General features: G+C 71.6%; 24 protein-coding genes. 8 read left to right on the forward strand and 16 right to left on the reverse strand.

Features of this window, described 5'->3' with window-relative positions; all coding sequences use genetic code 11:
- Window positions 1–2: 2 nt before the first annotated feature.
- Both F4556_RS33060 and F4556_RS33065 read right to left on the reverse strand, forming a co-directional pair.
- On the reverse strand, window positions 3–626 hold the full coding sequence (locus F4556_RS33060) for a hypothetical protein (RefSeq protein WP_184922743.1): 624 nt from the start codon (window positions 624–626) through the stop codon (window positions 3–5).
- A gap of 171 nt (window positions 627–797) precedes the next feature.
- Window positions 798–1,166, reverse strand: a complete 369-nt coding sequence (locus tag F4556_RS33065) for a nuclear transport factor 2 family protein (RefSeq protein WP_184922745.1) — start codon at window positions 1,164–1,166, stop codon at window positions 798–800.
- A 70-nt stretch (window positions 1,167–1,236) separates the two neighbouring features.
- Here F4556_RS33065 and F4556_RS33070 point away from each other — a divergent pair, with 70 nt between their 5' ends.
- Entirely contained in the window at window positions 1,237–2,112 is an 876-nt protein-coding gene (locus F4556_RS33070; protein ID WP_184922747.1) for a LysR family transcriptional regulator, read from the forward strand.
- Between the two features lie 77 nt (window positions 2,113–2,189).
- Here F4556_RS33070 and F4556_RS33075 read toward each other — a convergent pair whose 3' ends face one another.
- Window positions 2,190–2,888: an SDR family NAD(P)-dependent oxidoreductase gene (locus F4556_RS33075; protein ID WP_184922749.1), complete on the reverse strand. Its 699-nt coding sequence runs from the start codon at window positions 2,886–2,888 to the stop codon at window positions 2,190–2,192.
- A 114-nt stretch (window positions 2,889–3,002) separates the two neighbouring features.
- On the opposite strand from F4556_RS33075, the gene F4556_RS33080 reads away from it, so the two are divergent.
- Entirely contained in the window at window positions 3,003–3,869 is an 867-nt protein-coding gene (locus tag F4556_RS33080) for a helix-turn-helix domain-containing protein (protein WP_221503756.1), read from the forward strand.
- Between the two features lie 621 nt (window positions 3,870–4,490).
- On the opposite strand, the gene F4556_RS33085 is transcribed toward F4556_RS33080, so the two are convergent.
- Window positions 4,491–4,706, reverse strand: a complete 216-nt coding sequence (locus F4556_RS33085) for a DUF6243 family protein (protein WP_184925593.1) — start codon at window positions 4,704–4,706, stop codon at window positions 4,491–4,493.
- A gap of 68 nt (window positions 4,707–4,774) precedes the next feature.
- Here F4556_RS33085 and F4556_RS33090 point away from each other — a divergent pair, with 68 nt between their 5' ends.
- Window positions 4,775–5,107, forward strand: coding sequence for a hypothetical protein (locus tag F4556_RS33090; protein WP_184922753.1), 333 nt, complete (start codon window positions 4,775–4,777; stop codon window positions 5,105–5,107).
- Window positions 5,108–5,175: 68 nt separating this feature from the next.
- On the opposite strand, the gene F4556_RS33095 is transcribed toward F4556_RS33090, so the two are convergent.
- The gene (locus tag F4556_RS33095; protein ID WP_184922756.1) at window positions 5,176–5,406 is read right to left on the reverse strand and encodes a hypothetical protein; all 231 of its coding nucleotides are present in this window, start codon (window positions 5,404–5,406) and stop codon (window positions 5,176–5,178) included.
- A gap of 402 nt (window positions 5,407–5,808) precedes the next feature.
- Window positions 5,809–6,648 (reverse strand): SDR family oxidoreductase, encoded by an 840-nt coding sequence (locus F4556_RS33100; protein WP_184922758.1) that lies wholly within the window; start codon window positions 6,646–6,648, stop codon window positions 5,809–5,811.
- A gap of 92 nt (window positions 6,649–6,740) precedes the next feature.
- Between F4556_RS33100 and F4556_RS33105 the strand changes: the two genes are divergently transcribed.
- Window positions 6,741–7,115: a winged helix-turn-helix transcriptional regulator gene (locus tag F4556_RS33105; protein WP_184922760.1), complete on the forward strand. Its 375-nt coding sequence runs from the start codon at window positions 6,741–6,743 to the stop codon at window positions 7,113–7,115.
- A 683-nt stretch (window positions 7,116–7,798) separates the two neighbouring features.
- Here F4556_RS33105 and F4556_RS33110 read toward each other — a convergent pair.
- The 7 genes from F4556_RS33110 to F4556_RS33140 form a co-directional block, all read right to left on the reverse strand.
- Complete coding sequence (locus tag F4556_RS33110; protein ID WP_184922762.1) at window positions 7,799–8,284, reverse strand: NUDIX domain-containing protein; 486 nt, start codon at window positions 8,282–8,284, stop codon at window positions 7,799–7,801.
- A gap of 93 nt (window positions 8,285–8,377) precedes the next feature.
- Window positions 8,378–9,205 carry a protein-L-isoaspartate O-methyltransferase family protein gene (locus F4556_RS33115; RefSeq protein ID WP_184922764.1) on the reverse strand — a complete coding sequence of 276 codons (828 nt, stop codon included), beginning with the start codon at window positions 9,203–9,205 and terminating at the stop codon, window positions 8,378–8,380.
- Complete coding sequence (locus tag F4556_RS33120; protein ID WP_184922766.1) at window positions 9,202–9,594, reverse strand: hypothetical protein; 393 nt, start codon at window positions 9,592–9,594, stop codon at window positions 9,202–9,204. The genes F4556_RS33115 and F4556_RS33120 overlap by 4 nt, the downstream gene beginning before the upstream one ends.
- Window positions 9,591–9,740, reverse strand: coding sequence for a hypothetical protein (locus F4556_RS33125; protein ID WP_184922768.1), 150 nt, complete (start codon window positions 9,738–9,740; stop codon window positions 9,591–9,593). Before F4556_RS33125 ends, F4556_RS33120 begins: the two co-directional genes overlap by 4 nt.
- A complete protein-coding gene (locus F4556_RS33130) occupies window positions 9,740–10,285 on the reverse strand; it encodes an NUDIX domain-containing protein (RefSeq protein WP_313068987.1) in 546 nt (181 codons plus the stop codon). The genes F4556_RS33125 and F4556_RS33130 overlap by 1 nt, the downstream gene beginning before the upstream one ends.
- A 33-nt stretch (window positions 10,286–10,318) precedes the next feature.
- Complete coding sequence (locus tag F4556_RS33135; RefSeq protein ID WP_246511153.1) at window positions 10,319–11,359, reverse strand: NUDIX hydrolase; 1,041 nt, start codon at window positions 11,357–11,359, stop codon at window positions 10,319–10,321.
- A gap of 459 nt (window positions 11,360–11,818) precedes the next feature.
- Entirely contained in the window at window positions 11,819–12,034 is a 216-nt protein-coding gene (locus F4556_RS33140) for a hypothetical protein (RefSeq protein ID WP_184922770.1), read from the reverse strand.
- Between the two features lie 334 nt (window positions 12,035–12,368).
- Here F4556_RS33140 and F4556_RS38710 point away from each other — a divergent pair, with 334 nt between their 5' ends.
- Window positions 12,369–12,821, forward strand: a complete 453-nt coding sequence (locus tag F4556_RS38710) for a P-loop NTPase family protein (protein ID WP_184922773.1) — start codon at window positions 12,369–12,371, stop codon at window positions 12,819–12,821.
- A 161-nt stretch (window positions 12,822–12,982) separates the two neighbouring features.
- The gene (locus tag F4556_RS33150) at window positions 12,983–13,780 is read left to right on the forward strand and encodes a hypothetical protein (RefSeq protein WP_184922775.1); all 798 of its coding nucleotides are present in this window, start codon (window positions 12,983–12,985) and stop codon (window positions 13,778–13,780) included.
- 579 nt (window positions 13,781–14,359) lie between these two features.
- Here the strand turns inward: F4556_RS33150 and F4556_RS33155 are convergent.
- Window positions 14,360–14,737, reverse strand: a complete 378-nt coding sequence (locus F4556_RS33155) for a VOC family protein (RefSeq protein WP_184922777.1) — start codon at window positions 14,735–14,737, stop codon at window positions 14,360–14,362.
- Between the two features lie 267 nt (window positions 14,738–15,004).
- On the opposite strand from F4556_RS33155, the gene F4556_RS33160 reads away from it, so the two are divergent.
- The gene (locus tag F4556_RS33160) at window positions 15,005–15,445 is read left to right on the forward strand and encodes a PPOX class F420-dependent oxidoreductase (protein ID WP_184922779.1); all 441 of its coding nucleotides are present in this window, start codon (window positions 15,005–15,007) and stop codon (window positions 15,443–15,445) included.
- 32 nt (window positions 15,446–15,477) lie between these two features.
- Here the strand turns inward: F4556_RS33160 and F4556_RS33165 are convergent, their stop codons facing one another.
- Together F4556_RS33165 and F4556_RS33170 are read right to left on the reverse strand one after the other, a co-directional pair.
- Window positions 15,478–15,963: a universal stress protein gene (locus F4556_RS33165; RefSeq protein ID WP_184922781.1), complete on the reverse strand. Its 486-nt coding sequence runs from the start codon at window positions 15,961–15,963 to the stop codon at window positions 15,478–15,480.
- 4 nt (window positions 15,964–15,967) lie between these two features.
- Complete coding sequence (locus tag F4556_RS33170) at window positions 15,968–17,224, reverse strand: arsenic transporter (protein ID WP_184925602.1); 1,257 nt, start codon at window positions 17,222–17,224, stop codon at window positions 15,968–15,970.
- 292 nt (window positions 17,225–17,516) lie between these two features.
- On the opposite strand from F4556_RS33170, the gene F4556_RS33175 reads away from it, so the two are divergent.
- Complete coding sequence (locus tag F4556_RS33175; protein WP_184922783.1) at window positions 17,517–18,869, forward strand: jacalin-like lectin; 1,353 nt, start codon at window positions 17,517–17,519, stop codon at window positions 18,867–18,869.
- Window positions 18,870–18,895 lie beyond the last annotated feature (26 nt).

Consider the following 18,895-nt stretch of genomic DNA (forward strand, 5'->3'; position numbering starts at 1 on the left):
GCTCAGGCGGGGTGCTTGCCGCAGGACGTCCGGAACGGGCGCTTGAGCCCGCGTACCGGGAGCATCCCCATCAGCCAGCCGCCATCCGCCTCGCCGCCGCGCATCACCACCACGCTGTTGTGGTCACGGGCCAGTTCACGCCGGTAGGCCGTCAGGAAGCCGTCGGCACTGCCGCCGGTCAGTTCGAGCACGACCGCCTCCAGGAAGCAGACCGGGCAGCCACTGCCCACCTGAAACCGGGACCGCTCGATCCCGGCGTGCTCCAGGCCCCAGACCATCAGGGTCCCGTCGTGGCCGACACCGAAGCGGAACCCCTGCTCCTGGTTGGCCCGGGCGGCTGCCACCAGCCGGGCCGCGAACTCGTCCCCGGGGACCGGAACGACCGCGGGCATGGCGGAGTGCAGCGCGTTCACCACGCAGGCGAGCAGCGCCAACCCGATCACCACCCAGGCGAGCACCGACATCCAGCCCCGGTCGAGTTGCTCACCCGCCACCAACAGCAGTCCTGTCCACAGACCGACCGGCAGCAGCGACCGCGGCCCGACGTCCCCCGCCCAGAGCCGGACCAACGACCAGACGGCGGCCACCGCCAGCAGCCACGGCCCGGCCTCCTCGAAAACGAACACCACACCCTCCCCCCGGCGGCGGCGCGCGCCGACCCCCGGACGCCATTGGAGGGCCACCGCCACGTACTGTCAACGGCTCTGACGGTCCGTCACCTCTGTGCGCCGCAGTGACGCCCGGGCCCCGGACGGCCAGGGCGGGTATCGAGTCTTGATCGCCAGGGTCTGCCGCACTCAGCTCGGCCTCTCGAATCCCGCCAGCAGCATGCGGGGGTCGAAGGTCACCCGGATCCGGGTGACCTTCCCGTCGTCCACGTGCATCCAGTTCGCCGTCGGAGTGGGTGGCGCAACGCTTGTGTGCAGGTCGAACCAGGTGATCACGTCATCACCTTCCGCTACCCGCACCTTCATGTCGATCTTCTCCAGCACCTGACCGAGCCCCTTCAGCCCGGCGAGCGCCGCCTCTACCCCCGACGCCGTTCCCAGCGCTCCGACGAAGTCGACATTCTCGGCCAGCAACCCCCGCAAGGTATCGAAGTCGCCCGCCTCCCAGGCGGTGAAGTAGGCCTCGGCAAGCTCTCGCGCAGTCCTCGTCGTCGTCATGTCCCCATCCTCCAGCCATGCGATCCATCCGTCCAACAGATGGATCGGATGGCATCTATCATTGTCGGATATGGAGATGCACCAGCTGCGCTACTTCGCTGCGATCGTGGACGAGGGTTCCTTCACCGCTGCCGCCCGACGTCTGCACGTCAGCCAGTCCGGCATCAGCACCCAAGTGGCCAAGCTGGAGTCGGAACTGGGCCAGCAACTGCTCGACCGCTCCGGCCGTCAAATCCGCCTCACCCCGGCCGGTGAAGCCGTTCTCCCCCTTGCGAAGAACGCCCTTGCCACCTTTGAAGCCATCAAGCACACCGCCGCCGAGTTCGCCGATGCCGTCCGTGGCCGGGTCCGTCTCGGCATGATCATGGGCTGCTCGATCCCGGCCTTCCTCGACACCATCGCCGACCTCGGCCGCACCCACCCCGGCATCGAGGTCAGCCTGCACGAGGGCTACTCCGACGACCTCCAGACCCAGGTCCTTGCCGGCTCTCTCGACCTCGCCCTGATCGGCTACGCGGGCAGCGTCGCCCCAGGTCTGGAGGCGAGCACCGTCATCGACGAGCCGATCACCGCAGCCGTCCCTGCCGGGCATCCCCTCGACCGGCCGGACCTGCGCCTCGGCGACCTGCGGGGCGAGAAGATTCTCTGCCTCTCCCCGGGCACCGGCATCCGCGCCGCCTACGAGGACTCCTGCCACAGGATCGGCCTCGACCCACGCGTGGACATCGACGCCAGCTCTCCAGCCACCCTGCTCCGCCTCGCTGAGCGCGGTGCGGGCATCGCTGTCCTCAGCGCGTCATCCACAGAAGGCACCGGCCTGCGGACCGTCCCGCTCGCCAACGCGGCCACGCACGCCCGGCTCGGACTCATCACTCGCCGAGGTCAGCACTCCCCAGCCGCACAGCTCCTGCGCACCAGGCTCCTCGCCGCTCTGCAAGCCGGCTAGGTATCCCTGCTTGAGGGCCTGAGCTTGAGGGCCTGATCGCGGAAGCCGCGAAGCGGGGCGAAGTGGCGCGGACGGTTTCAGGACCAGGCGATCTCGCCATGGCGGGAGACGAAGCGTCCGCTGCCAGCGCCGCGCCCCTCGGTGGCGAGGGCGACGATCGCGTCCGTGCCCTCGGTGACGGTTTGGGGGCCGCTGTGACCGTTGAGGTCGGTCGCGGTGTAACCGGGGTCGGCGGCGTTGACGCGGATGTCCCTGAGCCCCTTGGCGTACTGCGTGGTCAACATCGTCAGCGCCGCCTTCGAGGAGGTGTACAGCGGCGCGACGACGTGGGACTCGGGCCGGCCGGGGTCGTGGGTGAGGGCGAGGGAGCCCATGCCGCTGCTGACGTTGACGATCACAGGGTCGTCCGAGCGGCGCAGCAGCGGCAGGAACGCGGTGGTGGTGCGGACGACGCCGATGACGTTGACATCGAGGACGGCGCGGGCGTCGGCGGCGGTGAGGTCGCCGGGATCGCCGACGGGGCCGTGCACACCGGCGTTGTTGATCAGGACGTCGATCCTGCCCTCGTGTTCGGCGACGTTCGCGGCCGCGGCGGCCACGGACGCGTCGTCGGTCACGTCGATGGGGACGTAGCGTGCGCCGAGCGCGGCGGCGGCCTCCTCGCCCTGCTCGCGGTCGCGCGCTCCGACGAGCACGGTGTGGCCACACTTGATCAGGCGGCGGGCGGTCTCGCGGCCGAGTCCCTTGTTGGCTCCGGTGATGAAGGTGATCGTCATGCGTTCGATCCTGGTCCCGACCAGGGAGGCGGGCCAGGGACGCTTCGACGGTAGGAAGACCAGTACCACCCTCGCGCCCCCATGCACGACCGGGGATGCCGGAGGATGGAGTCCATGTCGGCGACACCCGGAATCGGACTGGGCGCGATGATCCGCACGTGGCGGGACCGGCTGCCCCCGTCGGCCGCCGCGCTGCCGGTGGCCCGCGGGCGCCGGGCGGCCGGGCTGCGGCGCGAAGAACTGGCCGACCTGGCCGGGGTGTCGGTCGACTACATCGTGCGCCTGGAACAAGGGCGGGCCACGACACCCTCGGCGTCGGTGGTGGCGTCCCTGGCGCGTGCCCTGCAACTGTCCACCGCCGAGCGGGACCACCTCTACCGGCTGGCCCGGCTCGTACCGCCGGCGGACGGCGCGATCGGTGACCATGTCCCGCCCGGCATGCAGCGGGTGCTCGCCCGCCTCGGGGACGTGGCGGTCGCCGTGTTCGCGGCGGACTGGCAACTGGTGTGGTGGAACCGCGGGTGGGCCGCCCTGCTGGGCGACCCTGCCGCCTCGCCGCCGCGGCTGCGCAACTTCGCCCGCGACAGGTTCCCGGTGGACGCCGGCCCCGCCCGCCTCGCACGGTGGCCGGTGACCGAGGCGGACCGCGACACCACCGACGCCGCCGTCGTCTCCGACCTGCGACGCGCCACCGGCCGCTTCCCCCAGGACAGCCGCTTGGCCGCGCTGATCCGCGATCTGAACGCGGGCAACAGGAGGTTCGCCGAGCTGTGGGCGACCGGTGAGGTGGCCGCGCACCGCGAGGACCACAAGACGATCGACCACCCGTCGGTGGGCCGGGTCACGGTGGACTGCGACGTCCTGACCGACGGCGACTCCGAACTCAAGATCGTCATCATGACCGCCGTGCCCGGCAGCGAGGACGAGACCAAACTCCGCCTCACCGCCATCGCCGGCCCACCGGCCACCACGCGCAACTGATCCCACCTACGCGTCGATCGACCGGCCGGACCCGGCGGCCGCCGTCGACCACCTGGTCCGCGATCTCGCCGCCCAGCTCACCCGGTGGCGGAGGCCATCCACCGGCTCGCCGACAACCTGGCGGAGGCCCGCGCAGGGCCGGCCGCTGCCCGAGCACGTCGCCGACACCGGCCGCACCGAGGACGCCGGACTCGCCCGTCTCGCCAACGACATCGGCATCACCACCGACAAACTGCTGGCGTGCCGCCGCTACGTCATCTCCGGCAACGTCCGGGCGATGGACGGCTGGTAGAGCCGCAGGCCACAGCGGGGGTCTTACAGATTCGCGACCGCTGTCGAGACGGCTCGGCCGAGGCCCGGTCTATGAAACCCTCCCAGGTCAGAGCCGTACGGTCTCACCGCGTCCAAGCCCTCTAGGCCGACCCGCCACCCCACCAGGGGTGCGCATGCTGAGCTATTGGTGCAGCTCGGGCTGGTGGCGGTGACGGGGCTATCAAACCCTGTGGCTGCTCCGGGTGGTCGGCTGCGGCGCGGCGGTCGGCCGAGAGCTGCACGGGACCGCCGCGCCGGGGACGGCAGCAGGACCCGTCGGATGCAGTGCCGCCCTGAGGCGGCAGTGCGTCAGCTCTGTGCGGTTTCGTCGCCCGCCTGCCCGGCGTCGTCAACTGCGCTTTCCTTCTCGCGCATCTTGCGTACCAGCTCCGCCTTCTGGTCGGCTGCACCCTGGCGGTCGAGGTTGCGGTGCGGACCGTTGTTCTGCCGCTCGGTGCGGGACAGCCTCTTCCGCTGGCCACCGCCCATGCCCACGGGGTTGTTGATGTTCTTGCTCACGGTTATGGGTTCTCCCGGTAGTGATGTGAAGTGATCTGCGGATTCATCGGTGGGGACGGGGGTGACGTTGAAGTATGTCAGCAGGGGCGATCACGCTCTCACTCGTAGATCGGCGCCTAGAAGAAGATGACAACGACGTCACCCGGTTCCGTCGGCCCTGCCCGGCGCTGCGTGGCGAACTGACCACGGCCTTCGTCGCGGGCCTGCACGAGATCCGCGAGGAACTGCAGCGCGCCGTGGGCCGGGAGTCGATGATCCTGACCGACGCGCAGCGGGAGATCCGCCAGCTGCGCCGGCAGCTGGACGAGGCCCGCGCCAGCGCCGGTGGCGGCCTCTGCGGCCCCGAAGGCGGCGTTGCCGCCCGGCTCTCCGGATCACGGCTCGGTCTGGAAGTCCGCTGGGCGTGACGCTTCCGACCCGGCCCTTGTCCTGGACTGTTCGGAGGTCCGGCATCTTTCCCGTTTGTGCGGGTGGTTCAGGTGCGGGCGAGGCTGGTGATGGTGCGGGCGGCGGCGAGGAGCAGGCGGTTGGCCGTGCCGGGCACGACCGTGGGGCGGCTGCGGCGGCGCAGGGCTGTACAACCATCAGTCTGGACGACCGCCCTGGTGACTGGACCGAGCTGGATCTCGATGTGTGCTGGACGCGAGACGGACTGCTCGAAGTAGCGGCGGACATTGGCGTCGCCTCTGCTTGCGAGGTCGATCACGGAACGCACTACGTACGGCAGTTCAGCAGGACAGTCGCCGATGGCCTCCCCCTGGCCGAAGCGTTCGAGCAGGCGACCGTTCAGGCGATCGCGTGGACCTCAGGACCGAACGACCCCAACCTCCTGCGGGCCGGCGCCGGACTACCGTCGCCGACCGCGTAGGGGCAGCCCGGACACCCGCAACAGTGCTCAACTCCCCAACTGAAGCGCCAGCTGACCCGGGCTCAGGTCTTTGCCGCCAACCACGAGGCGATGATGCGCGAGACCTTCCCGGACCAGGACTGCCGTGCCTGCTTCTCACCGAGCAACCGGTGTGAGCCGCCTTGGGCTTGGCGCTGTTGTCCTCCGGGGTTCAGCAGCCGCCCCTGAAGGGTGGACGCGGCCGTTCGCCGGGCGACCGGTTCAGCGGAACGCGGCGACGTGCCGGGCGGCCCAGTCGGAGAAGGGGCGCGGAGCACGGCCCAGGACCTGCTCGACGTGCGGGCTGATCCGTAGTTCGGCGGCGTTCGGGGCGCCGATGATGTCCAGGGTGTCGTCGGCGAGCTCTGCGGGCATGGCCAGGGCCATGGCGGCCTTCGCCTCCTGGCGCGTCAGTTCGTGGAACCTCACCGGGGCTCCCAGCGCCGCCGCGAGGTCCGCCGCCTGCTGACGGGGGGTGGTGACCTCGGGGCCGGTCAGCTCGTACACGGCACCCGCGTGCTGCTTCTCCAGTAGGCAGGCGGCCGCGACCTCCGCGATGTCGGCCGGGTCCACGAGGGGCACGCCGGTGTCGGCGAAGGGGGCTTCGACCAGCCGCCGTCCCCGGACGGAGTCGGCCCACCACAGGGCGTTGGAGGCGAAGCCGCCCGGACGCAGGATGCTCCACTCCAGGCCCGATCCGCGCAGTTCGTCCTCCAGCGAGCGCATCGCGACCCGGGTCGGCCCGGAGGGCCGGGTCACCACGCCCAGGGTGGAGAGCAGGACGACCCGTCCCACCCCGGCGTCCACGGCGTCGCGGACGAGGGCGGCGGGGTTCGCTCCGAGGGCGTGCAGGTCTCCCGACAGCAGCAGGAACAGCGCCTCGGCTCCCGTGAGCACGGGCCGCAGAGCGCCCGGCCCGGCCAGGTCGGCCACCACGTGGACGACGCCCTGCGGCACTTCGGCCGCGTGCCGGGACACGGCCCTGACCTGCTGCCCCGACGCCGCCAGCACCTGGGTCAGCGGCCGGCCGATGTTCCCGGTGGCTCCGGTCACCACGATCATGATCACTCCTTCTGGAAGGGTCGTTCGAGGCCCTCACGGTAGGAGCGGCGGCTTACTTCCGGTAAGGACGTACCTCGGGGTAAGTTCATGACATGAAGGAAGGCGTGCAGGACAGGCGGGCCGGCGCGGTGCGCCGCTATGACGTGTTTCACACCGACTGCCCCGCCCGCGAGGTGGTCGACCACGTGACCAGCAGGTGGGGCGTGTGGGTGCTGATCGCCCTGCGCAACAGCGACCTGCGCTTCTTCGAACTGCGCGAGAGCGTCCGGGGCATCAGCGAGAAGATGCTCGCCCAGACCCTGCGCGCACTGGTCGAGGACGGCCTGGTCTGGCGGAAGGTCGAACCGACCACCCCGCCCCAGGTCACGTACGGCCTTACCGAGTTCGGCCGTGACCTCGGCGTTCCGCTGACCGACCTGCTGGAGCGCATCACCCGGCGCCTGCCGCCGCCACCCGTCGTGCCGTAGCGGCCCGCGGTGACGAGGTTGGCCGGGGCGAAACTCACTGGGTGGGCGTGACCCGTCGGCCGCAGGTGAGTTCACCGGAGGAGCGGGCCGCGCTGGAGCCGGCAGCCGCGACCGGGGCCCGGGTGGTGAAGTAGCTGCGGGTGCTGGCCGACCGCGTCCTGGACGGCGCCAACCCGGCCGACGACGGCGACGAGCCGCGCTTCGGTCTCGGTGGGGGCCTGCGGCATCTGACGGGCACGGTGGCCGCGGTGATGGACGGAATCGACCCGGCCGGAGAGGGCGACGTCGACTTCGAGCAGCGGTACGGGCTGACCAGCATGGTGCGCCACTGCGTAATGGAGCCCGCCGGCCGGGAGCTGCTGAGCCGGGCCGAGCGCAGCGCGCTGATCGCGATCGACGACGCCCTGGTCCTCGCCACCGGTGACGAACCGGCAGCCGCTGTGCCCAGCACGGCGGGTGACGGGCCGTCGGATAGCGTCAGCGGGATGAGCAGCACTCCAGCACGCAGGCCGCTCGGCGCGGGGCCGGCCGCCGAACAGCACCCGACCGCACCCACGGCCGAGCGGGCGCCGCCGAGTAGGCCGACGCAGGCGCCCTTGCCCGGACCGGCCGGTCCGGGATCACCGTGGGTCTGCTTCCCACCAGCGCCAGCCCAGCAACTCCCCGTCGGGTGTGCGGATTCGTCACGCCTCGACCAGCCGGTGGTGATCCGGAGTGTCGTCGAAGCCGTAAGTGGTGAACGCCGGACCGCCGTCCAGGTACGCCTCCAGCGCGGTCTTCGACGTTGGGAACATCGGACCGGGCAGCGCGCCGGCCGGTGCCCAGCGGGCCTCCAGGTGCTTGGTGGGTTCGGTGTTGACCAGCTCGCCGGTGAAGGCGGAGGCCGCGAACACGAACATCAGGAACCCGCCCTTGCCGTCCCAGCCCTCCTTCACCTGGACCGTGTGGACCAGGCGTAGGTCGGCGGGCGCGACGACGAGGCCGGTCTCCTCCAGCAACTCCCGGGCGGCGGCGATGTGGATTTCCTCGCCCGGGTCGACCTTCCCACCGGGGATCGTCCACGCCGGACCGGGGCTCCAGCTGCGCTGGGCGTAGTGGAGGGTGGCGATCCGGTCGGTGACCAGGTCGTGGACGATGACGCCGGCGGCGAACCTGTTCGTCTCGTGCATCAGGTGCTCTCCTATTTCTCAGGTGCCGACTCGTGGGTAACGGTGCTGGTAGCGGGTGAGGGCCGACCGGGGTGGTGGTGCGCGGCCGTGCGGTCAGCACACACTCCGACCCTCGTCCCGGCCGGGTAGGTGCCAGGTCAGGCCCGTCCCGCCGTCCACTACTTGGCGCTCGTCCCTGCAGTCCAGGTCGAACGTTGTCGGGCATTCGGCCGCAGACCAGCGGGTGTGGACTTTCTCGGCCTCGGCCCACAGGTCACGCGGCCCCCACGCCTCGGCGAGGGAGCCGTCCGGGGCGACGTGTGCGCGGGAACCGTCCTCGCCGACCAGCACCACCGTCGGGTCCGGCTCGGTGGGCCAGTGGCGGCGCACTCCTGGCAGCAGGTGCGCGAGGGCGACCCAGAACCCGCGTTCGCGGAAGTCCGGGGGCGCCAGCACCCAACTACGCTGCCGAGAGACCCCGTCGGGCTGCTCGGGTACGGGCAGCCACGGGACGCCGCGTGCCAGGACATGCCCCAAGGTGTCGGCGCGCAGCCGCCCGCCGAGGGTGCCGTCGGGGTTGTGTTCGATGACGGCGGTGGCGTGCCAGCCGGGCGCGCCGGTGGAGATGGTGCAGGTCAGCGCCCCGCCCACCGCGAGCTGACGCAACCACGGCTTGGGGATGGCTGGGACGGCGAAGGAGCCGGCGATCCGGTCCCACGGTCCGTCAGGAAGTCCGCGCAGCCCGTCTCGGGCGACCATCCGCACGTCGATGCCGGCCTGGGCGGTTCGCACGGCCGCTGCCCTGGCCAGGTCGGGGTCGATCTCGACGCCGGTGACCTGCCGGCGGGTGATCAGCGCGGCAGCCGCGGACAGGATGCCGGTGCCGGCGCCGACCTCGACGAAGCAGTGCCCCTCCTCCAGGCGCAGGTCCTGCAGCGTCACGGCCAGCAGGCCAGCAGGCCGGCACCGGAGCTCTGTGCGGTCGGCCGGCCGCGGTGAACGGCGCCGCGTTGGGCAGCCGCTGCGGGCCGACCCTCGACTTGGACGACGACCTGGTCCATCGAGTACACCTCCTGCAGCAACGCGGCCGGGTCGTGCTCACCGCGTACCGCCCGCCACGCGGTGGTGGGCCGAAGCGCACCAACGGGGGTGAAGGCCGCGTCGATCAGCCGGTGCCGCTCCACCGCCCCGAGAGCGGCGACGACCCTGTGATCACGGACACCGGGCTGCTGGCCCGGGTCCTCCACGAAGGCCCGTCGCGCCTGCTCCACGGCAAGGCCGTCCCACCAACGCCGGGCTGGCGGCAGGCCGGTGAGTGCCGCGCGCCTCATGCCACGACCCCGTGAACGGTCAGGGCACTGCCACCGCTGATCGCCGCCGGTCCGGTACCGGGGCTTGAAGCGCGCTCGATCGCGATCCGGTCGGTGGGCTTGTCGTGGACGATGCCGCTGAGCGCCTGCCTACTCGTCTCGTGCATCAGTTGCTCGCCGCCACTCGGTGGGTCGCTTCGGCGGTACCGCTGGCGGGCGCTCCTGACCCAGTGCGACGGGCGGCCAGCAGGACGGCTGCCAGGGTGCCGGCCTCGGTGATACGGCCGTCGCCGCACATCGCCACCGCTTCCTCCAGGGGCACCCAGCGCAGGTTCATGTCGGCCTCGCTCGCGTCCCGGTGGTGCCCGCCGACCGTCAGGCCCCTGGCGAGGTACAGGTGTTCGCGGGTGCGCGCGCCGGCGGGCATCCGCCACATCGTCGTCAGCAGCTCGACCTCGTCGGCGCGGATACCGGCCTCCTCGGCCAGCTCCCGCCGGGCGGCCGCGAGCGGTTCCTCCCCGGGTTCGCATCCGCCTCCGGGGCACATCAGCAGCCGCAGGCCGCAGACGTAGACGTTCTCCTCCACCAGGGCGATCCGGCCCCGGTCGTCGAGGGCTAGGACGCGCACCCCGTCGACGGACTCGGTGTACTCGTACGTCCCCAGGCTCTGGTCGGTGCGCCGCACCGAGTCGCGGCGCACCACCACCCGCACGCCCGTGAACTGGACAGCCGAGGACAGCGTGGTTCAGCCGTCGAACAAGGCGGGCACCGTGGCGGCGGGTGCCGCCCTGCTCGGCCGCGCGCGGCCGAGCAGGGCGGTGTGGTGGGCGTGGATCAGCCGGCGGGTGGAGTCGCGCAGCCGCAGCCGGTGCAGTTCCTCGGGGCGGAACCAGTGCAGCAGGACGCCCTCGCGGAGGTCGGCCGCCTGGGGGTCGCCCTGCCAGCGGGTGGTGAAGATCTGGATGGGCACGGCCAGCCCGTCCACGCCGGTGGTCCACTCGACGGTCAGCGGCTCCACCTCACCGAGGGTCAGCCCTGGTGCTTCCTCGGCGAGTTCACGACGCAGCGTCGCCTCCAGGCTGCCGTCCCCGGGTTCCGCGCCGCCGCCGAGCAGGCTGAACTCGCCCGGGGTCCAGATGTGGTCGAAGTTGTCGCGCAGGTGCAGGAGGTAGCGGCCGGTGCCGTCGTGGATCAGCGCGCTGGCGTTCACCGGCTCCGGCCTTCCGTCCAGGCCAGCGGCGTGCAGCTTTGCGCGCAGTGACGGCGAGGCGACCTGGTCGAAGGGTCGCCACTCGCAGCCGGTGACCTCCTGCTCCTGGAGCGCGGTCTCGGGCGTCGCGGGGTCGGCGAGGTAGAAGGCGAACCGGAAGTCGTAGTGCTGGTGGGCGCCTTCGCCCTTGCCGGGGTTGGGGTCGATGTCGTTCGCGTCGATGTCGACGGGCCGGTCGAGCAGCTGCGGGGGCAGGCACAGCGCGCCGGGCGGGATGCCGGCCTCCTCGGTGACCTCGCGCAGCGCGGTGGCCAGTAGGCTGGTGTCGGCTTCCTCGCCGTGACCGCCGGGGCACAGCGTCAGCCCGGTGGCCTTGTGGTGGATGTGCAGGACCTGCCGGTCGTGGTTGATGACGACGGCGCTGCACGTGACGTGCGCGGGCAGGGTCTTGCGGCTGGCCGGCTCCGCCGTGGTGGCCAGCATGGCGAGCAGCGGTGCGAGCTTGGCGTGCTCGGCGGGATGGCGGTCCAGGTAGGCGCGGGTGACGGCGGCAATGAAGTCGGAGGACGGCGGCAAGCGGGTCTCCTTCGAAGTGAGGTTGGGCGGGGCACGGTGGTTCCGGGCGCAGCGGACCGCTCCCGGGTGCGCGCCGGGAGGGGAATCTGCCTCGCTGGGACGTCCCACCGTAGAGGGTCCGGCAGGGCGCGGTCGACGTGTCGCCGCACATCCCACACGATCCGGTGAAGTCATCAACTCACTTCAATTCCAATGGCGTTGAGGGCCCGCCCGGATTCTTCCAGAACGCTCTGACAGCGTCGCCCGCCGTGCCCCGCGAGCCGGCCTCTGCACCAAGACGAGCCCACCGAAGCCTCCCGCACACAATCGGATCCCCGGGGCGCTCCTCCACTCCCTCGGCGAGGCCCTGGACCTCTACGAGCACGTGCTGCGCGTCAACACCGGCCTCTTCACCGGCACCGACCATCCGCTGCTCGGCCTGGACGTGGACGACCACTACTCCGTCGCCGACGCCTTCCTCTACCTGACCCCGCCCGGCGCCAAGCGCGAGCTGGTCACCCTGGCGCTCACCGAGATCCCGGAAGCGGAGTACGGGCCTTCGTCGTTCACGTCCACAACGCGATCGCCGACGTCGGCCCGGCCCGCGAACTGCGCCGCGCCCTCATCCCGGCGGCCGAGGCCGAGCTCAAGCGCACCATCGCCGACACCGCTGGCCGCCGCCAGGCCGAGCAGCACCTGTAGCAGGTCACCGCCCGGGCGAAGAGCGACATCCGCATCCCCGAGCCCGCCGCGAACTCGAAGCCGCCCACGACCGCTGGCACGAACTGGCCGGCCGTCGGCACACCTGACCCCGGATTCCGGCTGGCAGTGCTTCTCCCACAGACCCCGGCCGCCACACTGCGAGACCCCTTCACCCCGGCACAGCTGGAGCAATGCCTTCCACAGCCGGGCCACCGAAGACCCCTGGGGCGACACCGTCCACCAAGTTCCTCGGCCTCGACGCTACGCACGCCGACCACGCCGCACCGATGATCTGTTCTCAACCCTGGCCATGGGTACGGTCGGCGGTGTGGACGACAGCGTGGAGAAGCCCTCCGCCTCAGGTGTCGATGCCGGGGCGGGCAGCGCAAGCACCGTGCTGGTGGCGGTGCGCGGACCAAGCGGCGCCGGGAAGTCGAGCACCGCCGCCCGGATCCGCTCCGCGTACGGCCGGGGCCTGGCGATCGTCGGACAGGACCTGCTGCGCCGTGAGGTGCTGCGTGAGCGGGACGTCGCCGGCGGCGCGAACATCGGCCTGATCAGCCTGGTTGCCCGGCATGCCCTCGACAGCGGCTGCCACACCGTCGTCGAGGGCATCCTCGACGCCGAGCGCTACGGCGCGATGCTCACAGACCTGGTGGCCCACCACCGCGGGCGCAGCTTCCTCTACTACTCACCCCACCGGACTGGACACCGCTCCCCTGAAACCAACGGCCAGGCGGGCCGGCCGGCCCGTGATCCGTGGGACCACGGCGTGTGGTGACGTGCTCGGTCGACGCGAACCGCACGGCGGGCCGACCAATACGCGAAGCGTGACTACCAGACCAGGTGACGGTCAATCAGGCAGACAGTACCCCGGGCAGCGCGGCAGGATGGTGGGGCGGCGCGCGGCGGTACCGGCCGGCGGCCGTCGGGGAGGGGAGCATGGAACGGTTGCGCGTCACCGGGGTGACCTATCTCGGCGGGCATCCGCGACACCCGCGCCTGATCGAGGGTCTGCGGCTGGACGTCGCCCTGGCGGGCCTGTCGGTGGGACGGCCGCTACGCAGCCTGCTCTCCGTGAGCTGGCCGTCGCTCACCTCGCTCTACGTCCTGACAGTGGAGGACGTAGAGCGCAAGGCGCACAGCTGGGAGTTCCTCAACTTCCCGAACCTGCCCCGCACATGGGATCCCGGCGACGCCGCAAGCGTGATCGGGCTGGGCATCGACGACGTCACCTGCTGGCTGCTCGTGCCGCAGATGCCCGTCCGGGAGCTCAGGACGCGGCTGGCCTCCTGGACGCTCGGCGCCACCGACGCCCAGCAGCAGGCGGGCACGGGCGACGCGGGTACACCGGAACAGACGGCTTCGCAGGCCATCGCGTTGTGGCGCGCGGCCGGCCTGGGCCGGGAGCCGCTGACCGACCGCAAGACGCTCAGCTACCGGCTCGCGGTCGCCGAGCAGCACCGCCGCAGCGGCGACCTCCTCAGCGCGCTGACGCTGCTCCAACAGCTCGCCACGCAGGCAGTCGAGACCTTCGGCGCGACGGACCAGGCCACCGTCGTGGCACGCAACAACCTCGCCTTCGCCCTGGCCGTCGGCGGCTTCCGGCACGAGGCCATCGAGGCGTACTGGGAGATCCTGGACGATCTGGCAGCCGCCGGAATCGCCGACCAGGCCAAGGCGGAGATGTTCGCCCGCCAGAACCTGGCGCGACTGCACGACCCCCACTGGCAGCCCTGACCAGCCTCGCCGCCACGACGGGTCGGCCTCGCCAACCGCCGACGGGATCCGCATTTCAGTAGTGCCACCCACTTCGTCGGAGCGCCAGGTGTGTTGACCGGCAGTCGTACGCGTCCCCGGTGCGGGGCGCGGCCACGGGGACGAGGACAGCTGAGGGGCCGTCACCACCGGTGGTGCCCGCCGACTCGAGGTCCCTCTCGGCCACGGCCGCCGCCTTCGGCAGCTTGTCCGGTGGTTCTCCCCGTACACGCGGGGGCAGCCGCCTCAGGTCACCCGGGCTTCCCGGCAACTGACCAACGATCAGGGTCTCCTCCGCTGTTGTCCCCTCGCCGCTGGCCGTAATGCGGCAGGATGGCGCCGCTGGACCACCGTCCGAGGAGACCACTGTGGAGCCCTGGCACTTCGTCGTCATCGCCCTTGCGCTGCTCGCCCCCGCCGTCGTCTGCATCGTCAAGAGAATTCGCCGCAGGTAGCTGTCCCACCCAATTCGGTGTGACAAGTCGTCACCTGTTCGGCGGGTCATGCTGCGGCCGCGGGGCACCGCAGGCCGCGGCATGACCAGTGAGCCTCGGGCGAGCGTCAGAGCGGCTTGATGCGGGCCTTGAGCAGGCAGAACTCATTGCCCTCGGGGTCGGCCAGGACATGCCAGTGCTCGTCCCCGGTCTGGCCGATGTCGGCCCGGCGGGCACCGAGCTTCAGGAGGCGTTCGAGCTCGGCGTCCTGGTCGCGGTCGGTGGGGTTGAGGTCGATGTGCAGCCGGGACTTCCCCGGCTCCGGCTCGTCCCGGACGCTGAAGAAGATCGTGGGCTGCGGACCGCCGAACCCTTCCGGCGTCCCGATCTCCACGCAACCCTCCTCGCGGCCGACCACGACGTAGTCCAGGACCTCGCACCAGAACCGCGCCAACAGTTCGGGGTCGCGGCAACCGAGCACAAGCTCACCGATACGACATGCCATAAAGCAAAAACCTGCTCTCAGTCGGCGGGCCGCCGGGGCCACGCGTGCAGCTCCGGGGCTCCCAGCAGCGAAAACAACTCCGCGACCGTACCGGACGAGGCAAGCACGAGAAAGATCTTTTCCGTGCCGAGGGCCGGCCGGCCGGCCGTTCTGTTCGGTGTGGGGTGGCCGCACAACAGGATTCCCAGGAGTCCGCTCACAGTGCCTTCCCGCGACAGCCGGCCGCAGCCAGGTTCCCCGCCCCTTCGGAGCGGGTAGTGCCCCGGGATGGCTGTGACATTCGACGAGGCCGTACGGGCCCGGCTCCGCGCTCCCAACATCTGGTACGTCGGCACCGTGTTCGCCGACGGTGCCCCGCAGGTCAGCCCGATGTGGGTGGACCTGGAGGGGGAGGGGGAGCTGATGTTCAACACGTCGGTGGGCCGGGTGAAGGAGGAGAACCTGCGCCGGGACCCGCGGGTCTACCTCTCGCACGCGGACCCCGCCGACCCCTACGACCGGGTGCAGATCAGCGGCGTGGTGAGCCGCTTCGTCGAGGGGGAGCCGGCCCGGGAGCTGATGGACCGGCTCGCCCGCAAGTACGTGGGCAGCGAGCGCTACGAGTGGATGCTGCCGGGTGAGCGGCGGATCGCGGTGGTCGTCCGACCGCTGAAGGTGCGTCACATCGTCGGAGTGGAACGGTTCCGTCCGGGCGGCCCGGGGAACTGAGACGGGGCGCCGCCTCTGCGGCACCGAGTCGGCTAGCGTTCCGGCGCCCGGTCGGGCCAGAGCAGCAGGACGGGGCAGGGCGCGTGGTCGACGACGTAGCGGCCGGCCGGGCCGAGGCTGTGCGGTCCGCGGTGGGTGCGGGAGCCGTCGCGGGCGAGCACGAGCAGTTCGGCGTCCTCGGCGGCGGCGACCACCTCGCGTTCGGCCCGGCCGTGGGCCACCCGGACCGTGCACGGCCGGGCCAGGCGTTCGGCGGCGGCCCGGAGCAGGTCCTCGCCGGTGGCGGAGGCGAGCTGCTCCAGCCGGTCGCCGGGATCGCTGCCCCATCCGGCGGCCGGGTGCCGCGGGCCCGGGTGGCCGCGGCCGAGCAGGCCCGCGAACGCTCCGTGCGCGGCGCCCGGTACCTCCGCCGACGCGACGTACAGCAGGACGATCTCCGCGTCCTCCGGGAGCCGGGCGCGGGCCGCGTCGACGCAGGCCGGCCAGGTGCCCTCAGTGATCCAGACGACGACTCTCACGGTGTCACACTCCGAGTGCGTGCAGTGACCCCCACAGTGCCACCACGGCCAGGACCAGGGAAGCAGGCACGGTCAGCAACCCGAGCCGGGTGAACTCCCCGAGGCCGACCTCGGTGTCGTGCGCGTGGACGATGCGCCGCCACAGCAGGGTCGCGAGCGACCCCGCGTACGTGAGGTTGGGGCCGATGTTGACTCCGAGCAGCACCGCGAGCACCGCGCCAGGTCCGGCCGGCGCGGTGAGCGGGAGCAGGACGAGGGTGGCGGGCAGGTTGTTGATGACGTTCGCGAGCACGGCGGCCAGCGCGGCGATGCCGAGCAGGGCCGCCAGGCCGTGACCGGTCGGCACCAGGTCGCCGAGTGCGTCGGCGAGGCCGTTGTCGACGACCGCCCGCACGACCACCCCGAGGGCCAGCACGAACGCCAGGAACGGCACGCTCACCGACCGCAGGATTGCCCGTGGCGTGGTGCGCCGCCGGGCCAGTGAGCGGATCCCGAGCACCAGCGCGCCGGCCAGCGCGGCCCAGGCCGGATCGATCCCGATGATCGAGGTGAGGACGAAGCCGGCCAGCGTGCCCGCGATCGTCAGCAGGGCGAACAGTGGCATCTCCGGCTCTGCCGCGGTGGCCTGCGCCGTGGCACCCGCGTCCAGGTCGGCGGCGAAGAAGCGCCGGAGGACCGCGTACTCGACGCCGATCGCCACCAGCCACGGCAGGGTCATCAAGGCCGCGAAGCGGGTGAAGCTCAGTCCGCTGGCCGCCAACGCGAGCAGGTTGGTCAGGTTGGAGACCGGCAGGAGCAGGGACGCGGTGTTCGACAGGTGGGTGCAGGCGTAGACGTGCGGCTTCGGGCGGGCCCCGAGCCGCGCCGCCGTGGCGAACACCACCGGGGTCAGCAGCACCACCGTCGCGTCCAGGCTGAGTACCGCCGTGATCACCGAGGCGGCCGCGAACACCTGGACCAGCAGCCGCTTGGGCCGGCCCGCCGAGGTGCGGGCCATCCAGGCCCCGCAGGCGTGGAACAGCCCCTCGTCGTCGCAGAGTTGGGCGAGCACCAGGACCGCCGCGAGGAAGCCGATGACCGGGCCCAGCCGCGCCGTCTCCTCCGCCGCGTGGTCGAGGGAGATCGCGCCGGTGCCGATCACCAGCCCGGCGGCCGGGACCGCGACCACCGCTTCCGGCCAGCCGAACGGGCGCACCACCGCGCAGACCAGCACCAGTACCAGCAGGCCGACGGACAGCGCCTCGGCGACAGACGTACTCAGGACCCGATCCCTTCTCGACGTACAAGATGTACGGACAGTCAGGCCCTCATCGAAGCAGACCGGTTCGGCCGGGGAGGCATCGCACCCGGCGACACGAGCAGGCGGCCCGGATCGCCCTGCGCTGGCGAGAACATCATGTTAACGCTCACATAATCTTCCGCGACCATCAGGCCTTCTACGAAGAACCTGCAGCTCACAGGGGTGACGGCGGCTCAGAGGCGATGTTGACGTGGACATTTGACGCTCATACGCTCCGGGGCGCCGGGTCCTTGCGCCTCCTGATCGGAGCTCGATGAACAAGCACCGCTTCCGCCGTTCCGTCGGTACCTGCCTCGCCGGAGTCCTCGCCGCAGCGGGTCTGCTCGGCGTCGTGCCCGCGCACGCCGCGCCGACCGCGTCCGGCGGGTCGCTCTCCGTCCTGACGTACAACGTGGCCGGGCTGCCCCAGGTGCTGTCCAGCGCCTCCACGGACCGGCAGACGAGCACGACCGCGATAGGTCAGCGGATCGCGCCGTACGACCTGGTGCACGTCCAGGAGGACTTCAACTACCACGCCGCCCTGTACGCGGCCGACGCACACCCGTACCGCACCGCGACCAGCGGCGGCGCGGGCATCGGCAGCGGCCTCAACACCCTCTCCGGATCGGCCTACGACGGCGACGACTTCGAGCGGGTGCGGTGGAACGACTGCCAGCTCGACTCGGGTGACTGCCTCACCCCGAAGGGCTTCACCTTCATGCGGGTGCGGCTCGCCGAGGGCGTGTACCTGGACGCGTACAACCTGCACGCCAACGCCGGTACCGAGGACGGCGACGAGAAGGCCCGGGCCGCGAACCTCGCCCAGCTCACCGCGTTCATCAAGACCCACTCGGCGGGCAACGCCGTGCTGGTGATGGGCGACACCAACACCCGCTACACCCGGGCGGCCGACACCATCGCCGCCTTCGCCGCCGACAACCGGCTCACCGACCCCTGGGTGACGCTGGAGCACGGCGGCGTGGCGCCGAGGCCCGGCGCCGACCCCCTGCTGTGCGACCCGAACGCGGTGACGGACACCTGCGAGGTCGTCGACAAGGTCCTCTACCGCGGCAGCCGGCTGGTCTCGCTCACCGCCACCTCGTACGCCAACCGGCACGCCGACTTCCTGGACCCGGCCGGCAAGATGCTCTCCGACCACGACCCGATCGCCGTCGGGTTCTCCTGGAGCCGGAACCCGGCCTACCAGGCGAGCGAGCAGTACGGCGGCCCGCACGGCGACTACTACACCGACATCGACCGGGTCGCGCCGGGCGCCGGGGTGTCGGTGGTCGGCCTGCGCGCCGGATCGCGTCTCGACCAGGTCGGGCTCACCCTCGCGGACGGCACCGCCCTGACCCACGGCGGCACCGGGGGCACCGCCTCCTCGCTCACGCTGGCGAGCGGCGAGTACCTCGACTCGGTCGCGCTCTGCCAGGGCCAGTACAACGGCCGGACCCGGATCTTCTCCGCCAAGTTCACCACCAACCTGGGCCGTTCCCTGGCGGGCGGCGCGACGACGTCCGACTGCGTCACCAGGACCGCGCCGGCCGGGTGGCAGATCGCCGGGTTCACCGGCCGCGCCGGCGACAACGTCGACAAGCTCGGGCTGATCTACACCCAGCGCTGACCCGCCGCCCCACACTCTCCCCGGTC

It is taken from the genome of Kitasatospora gansuensis, from assembly GCF_014203705.1.
Taxonomy (GTDB): Bacteria; Actinomycetota; Actinomycetes; order Streptomycetales; family Streptomycetaceae; genus Kitasatospora; species Kitasatospora gansuensis.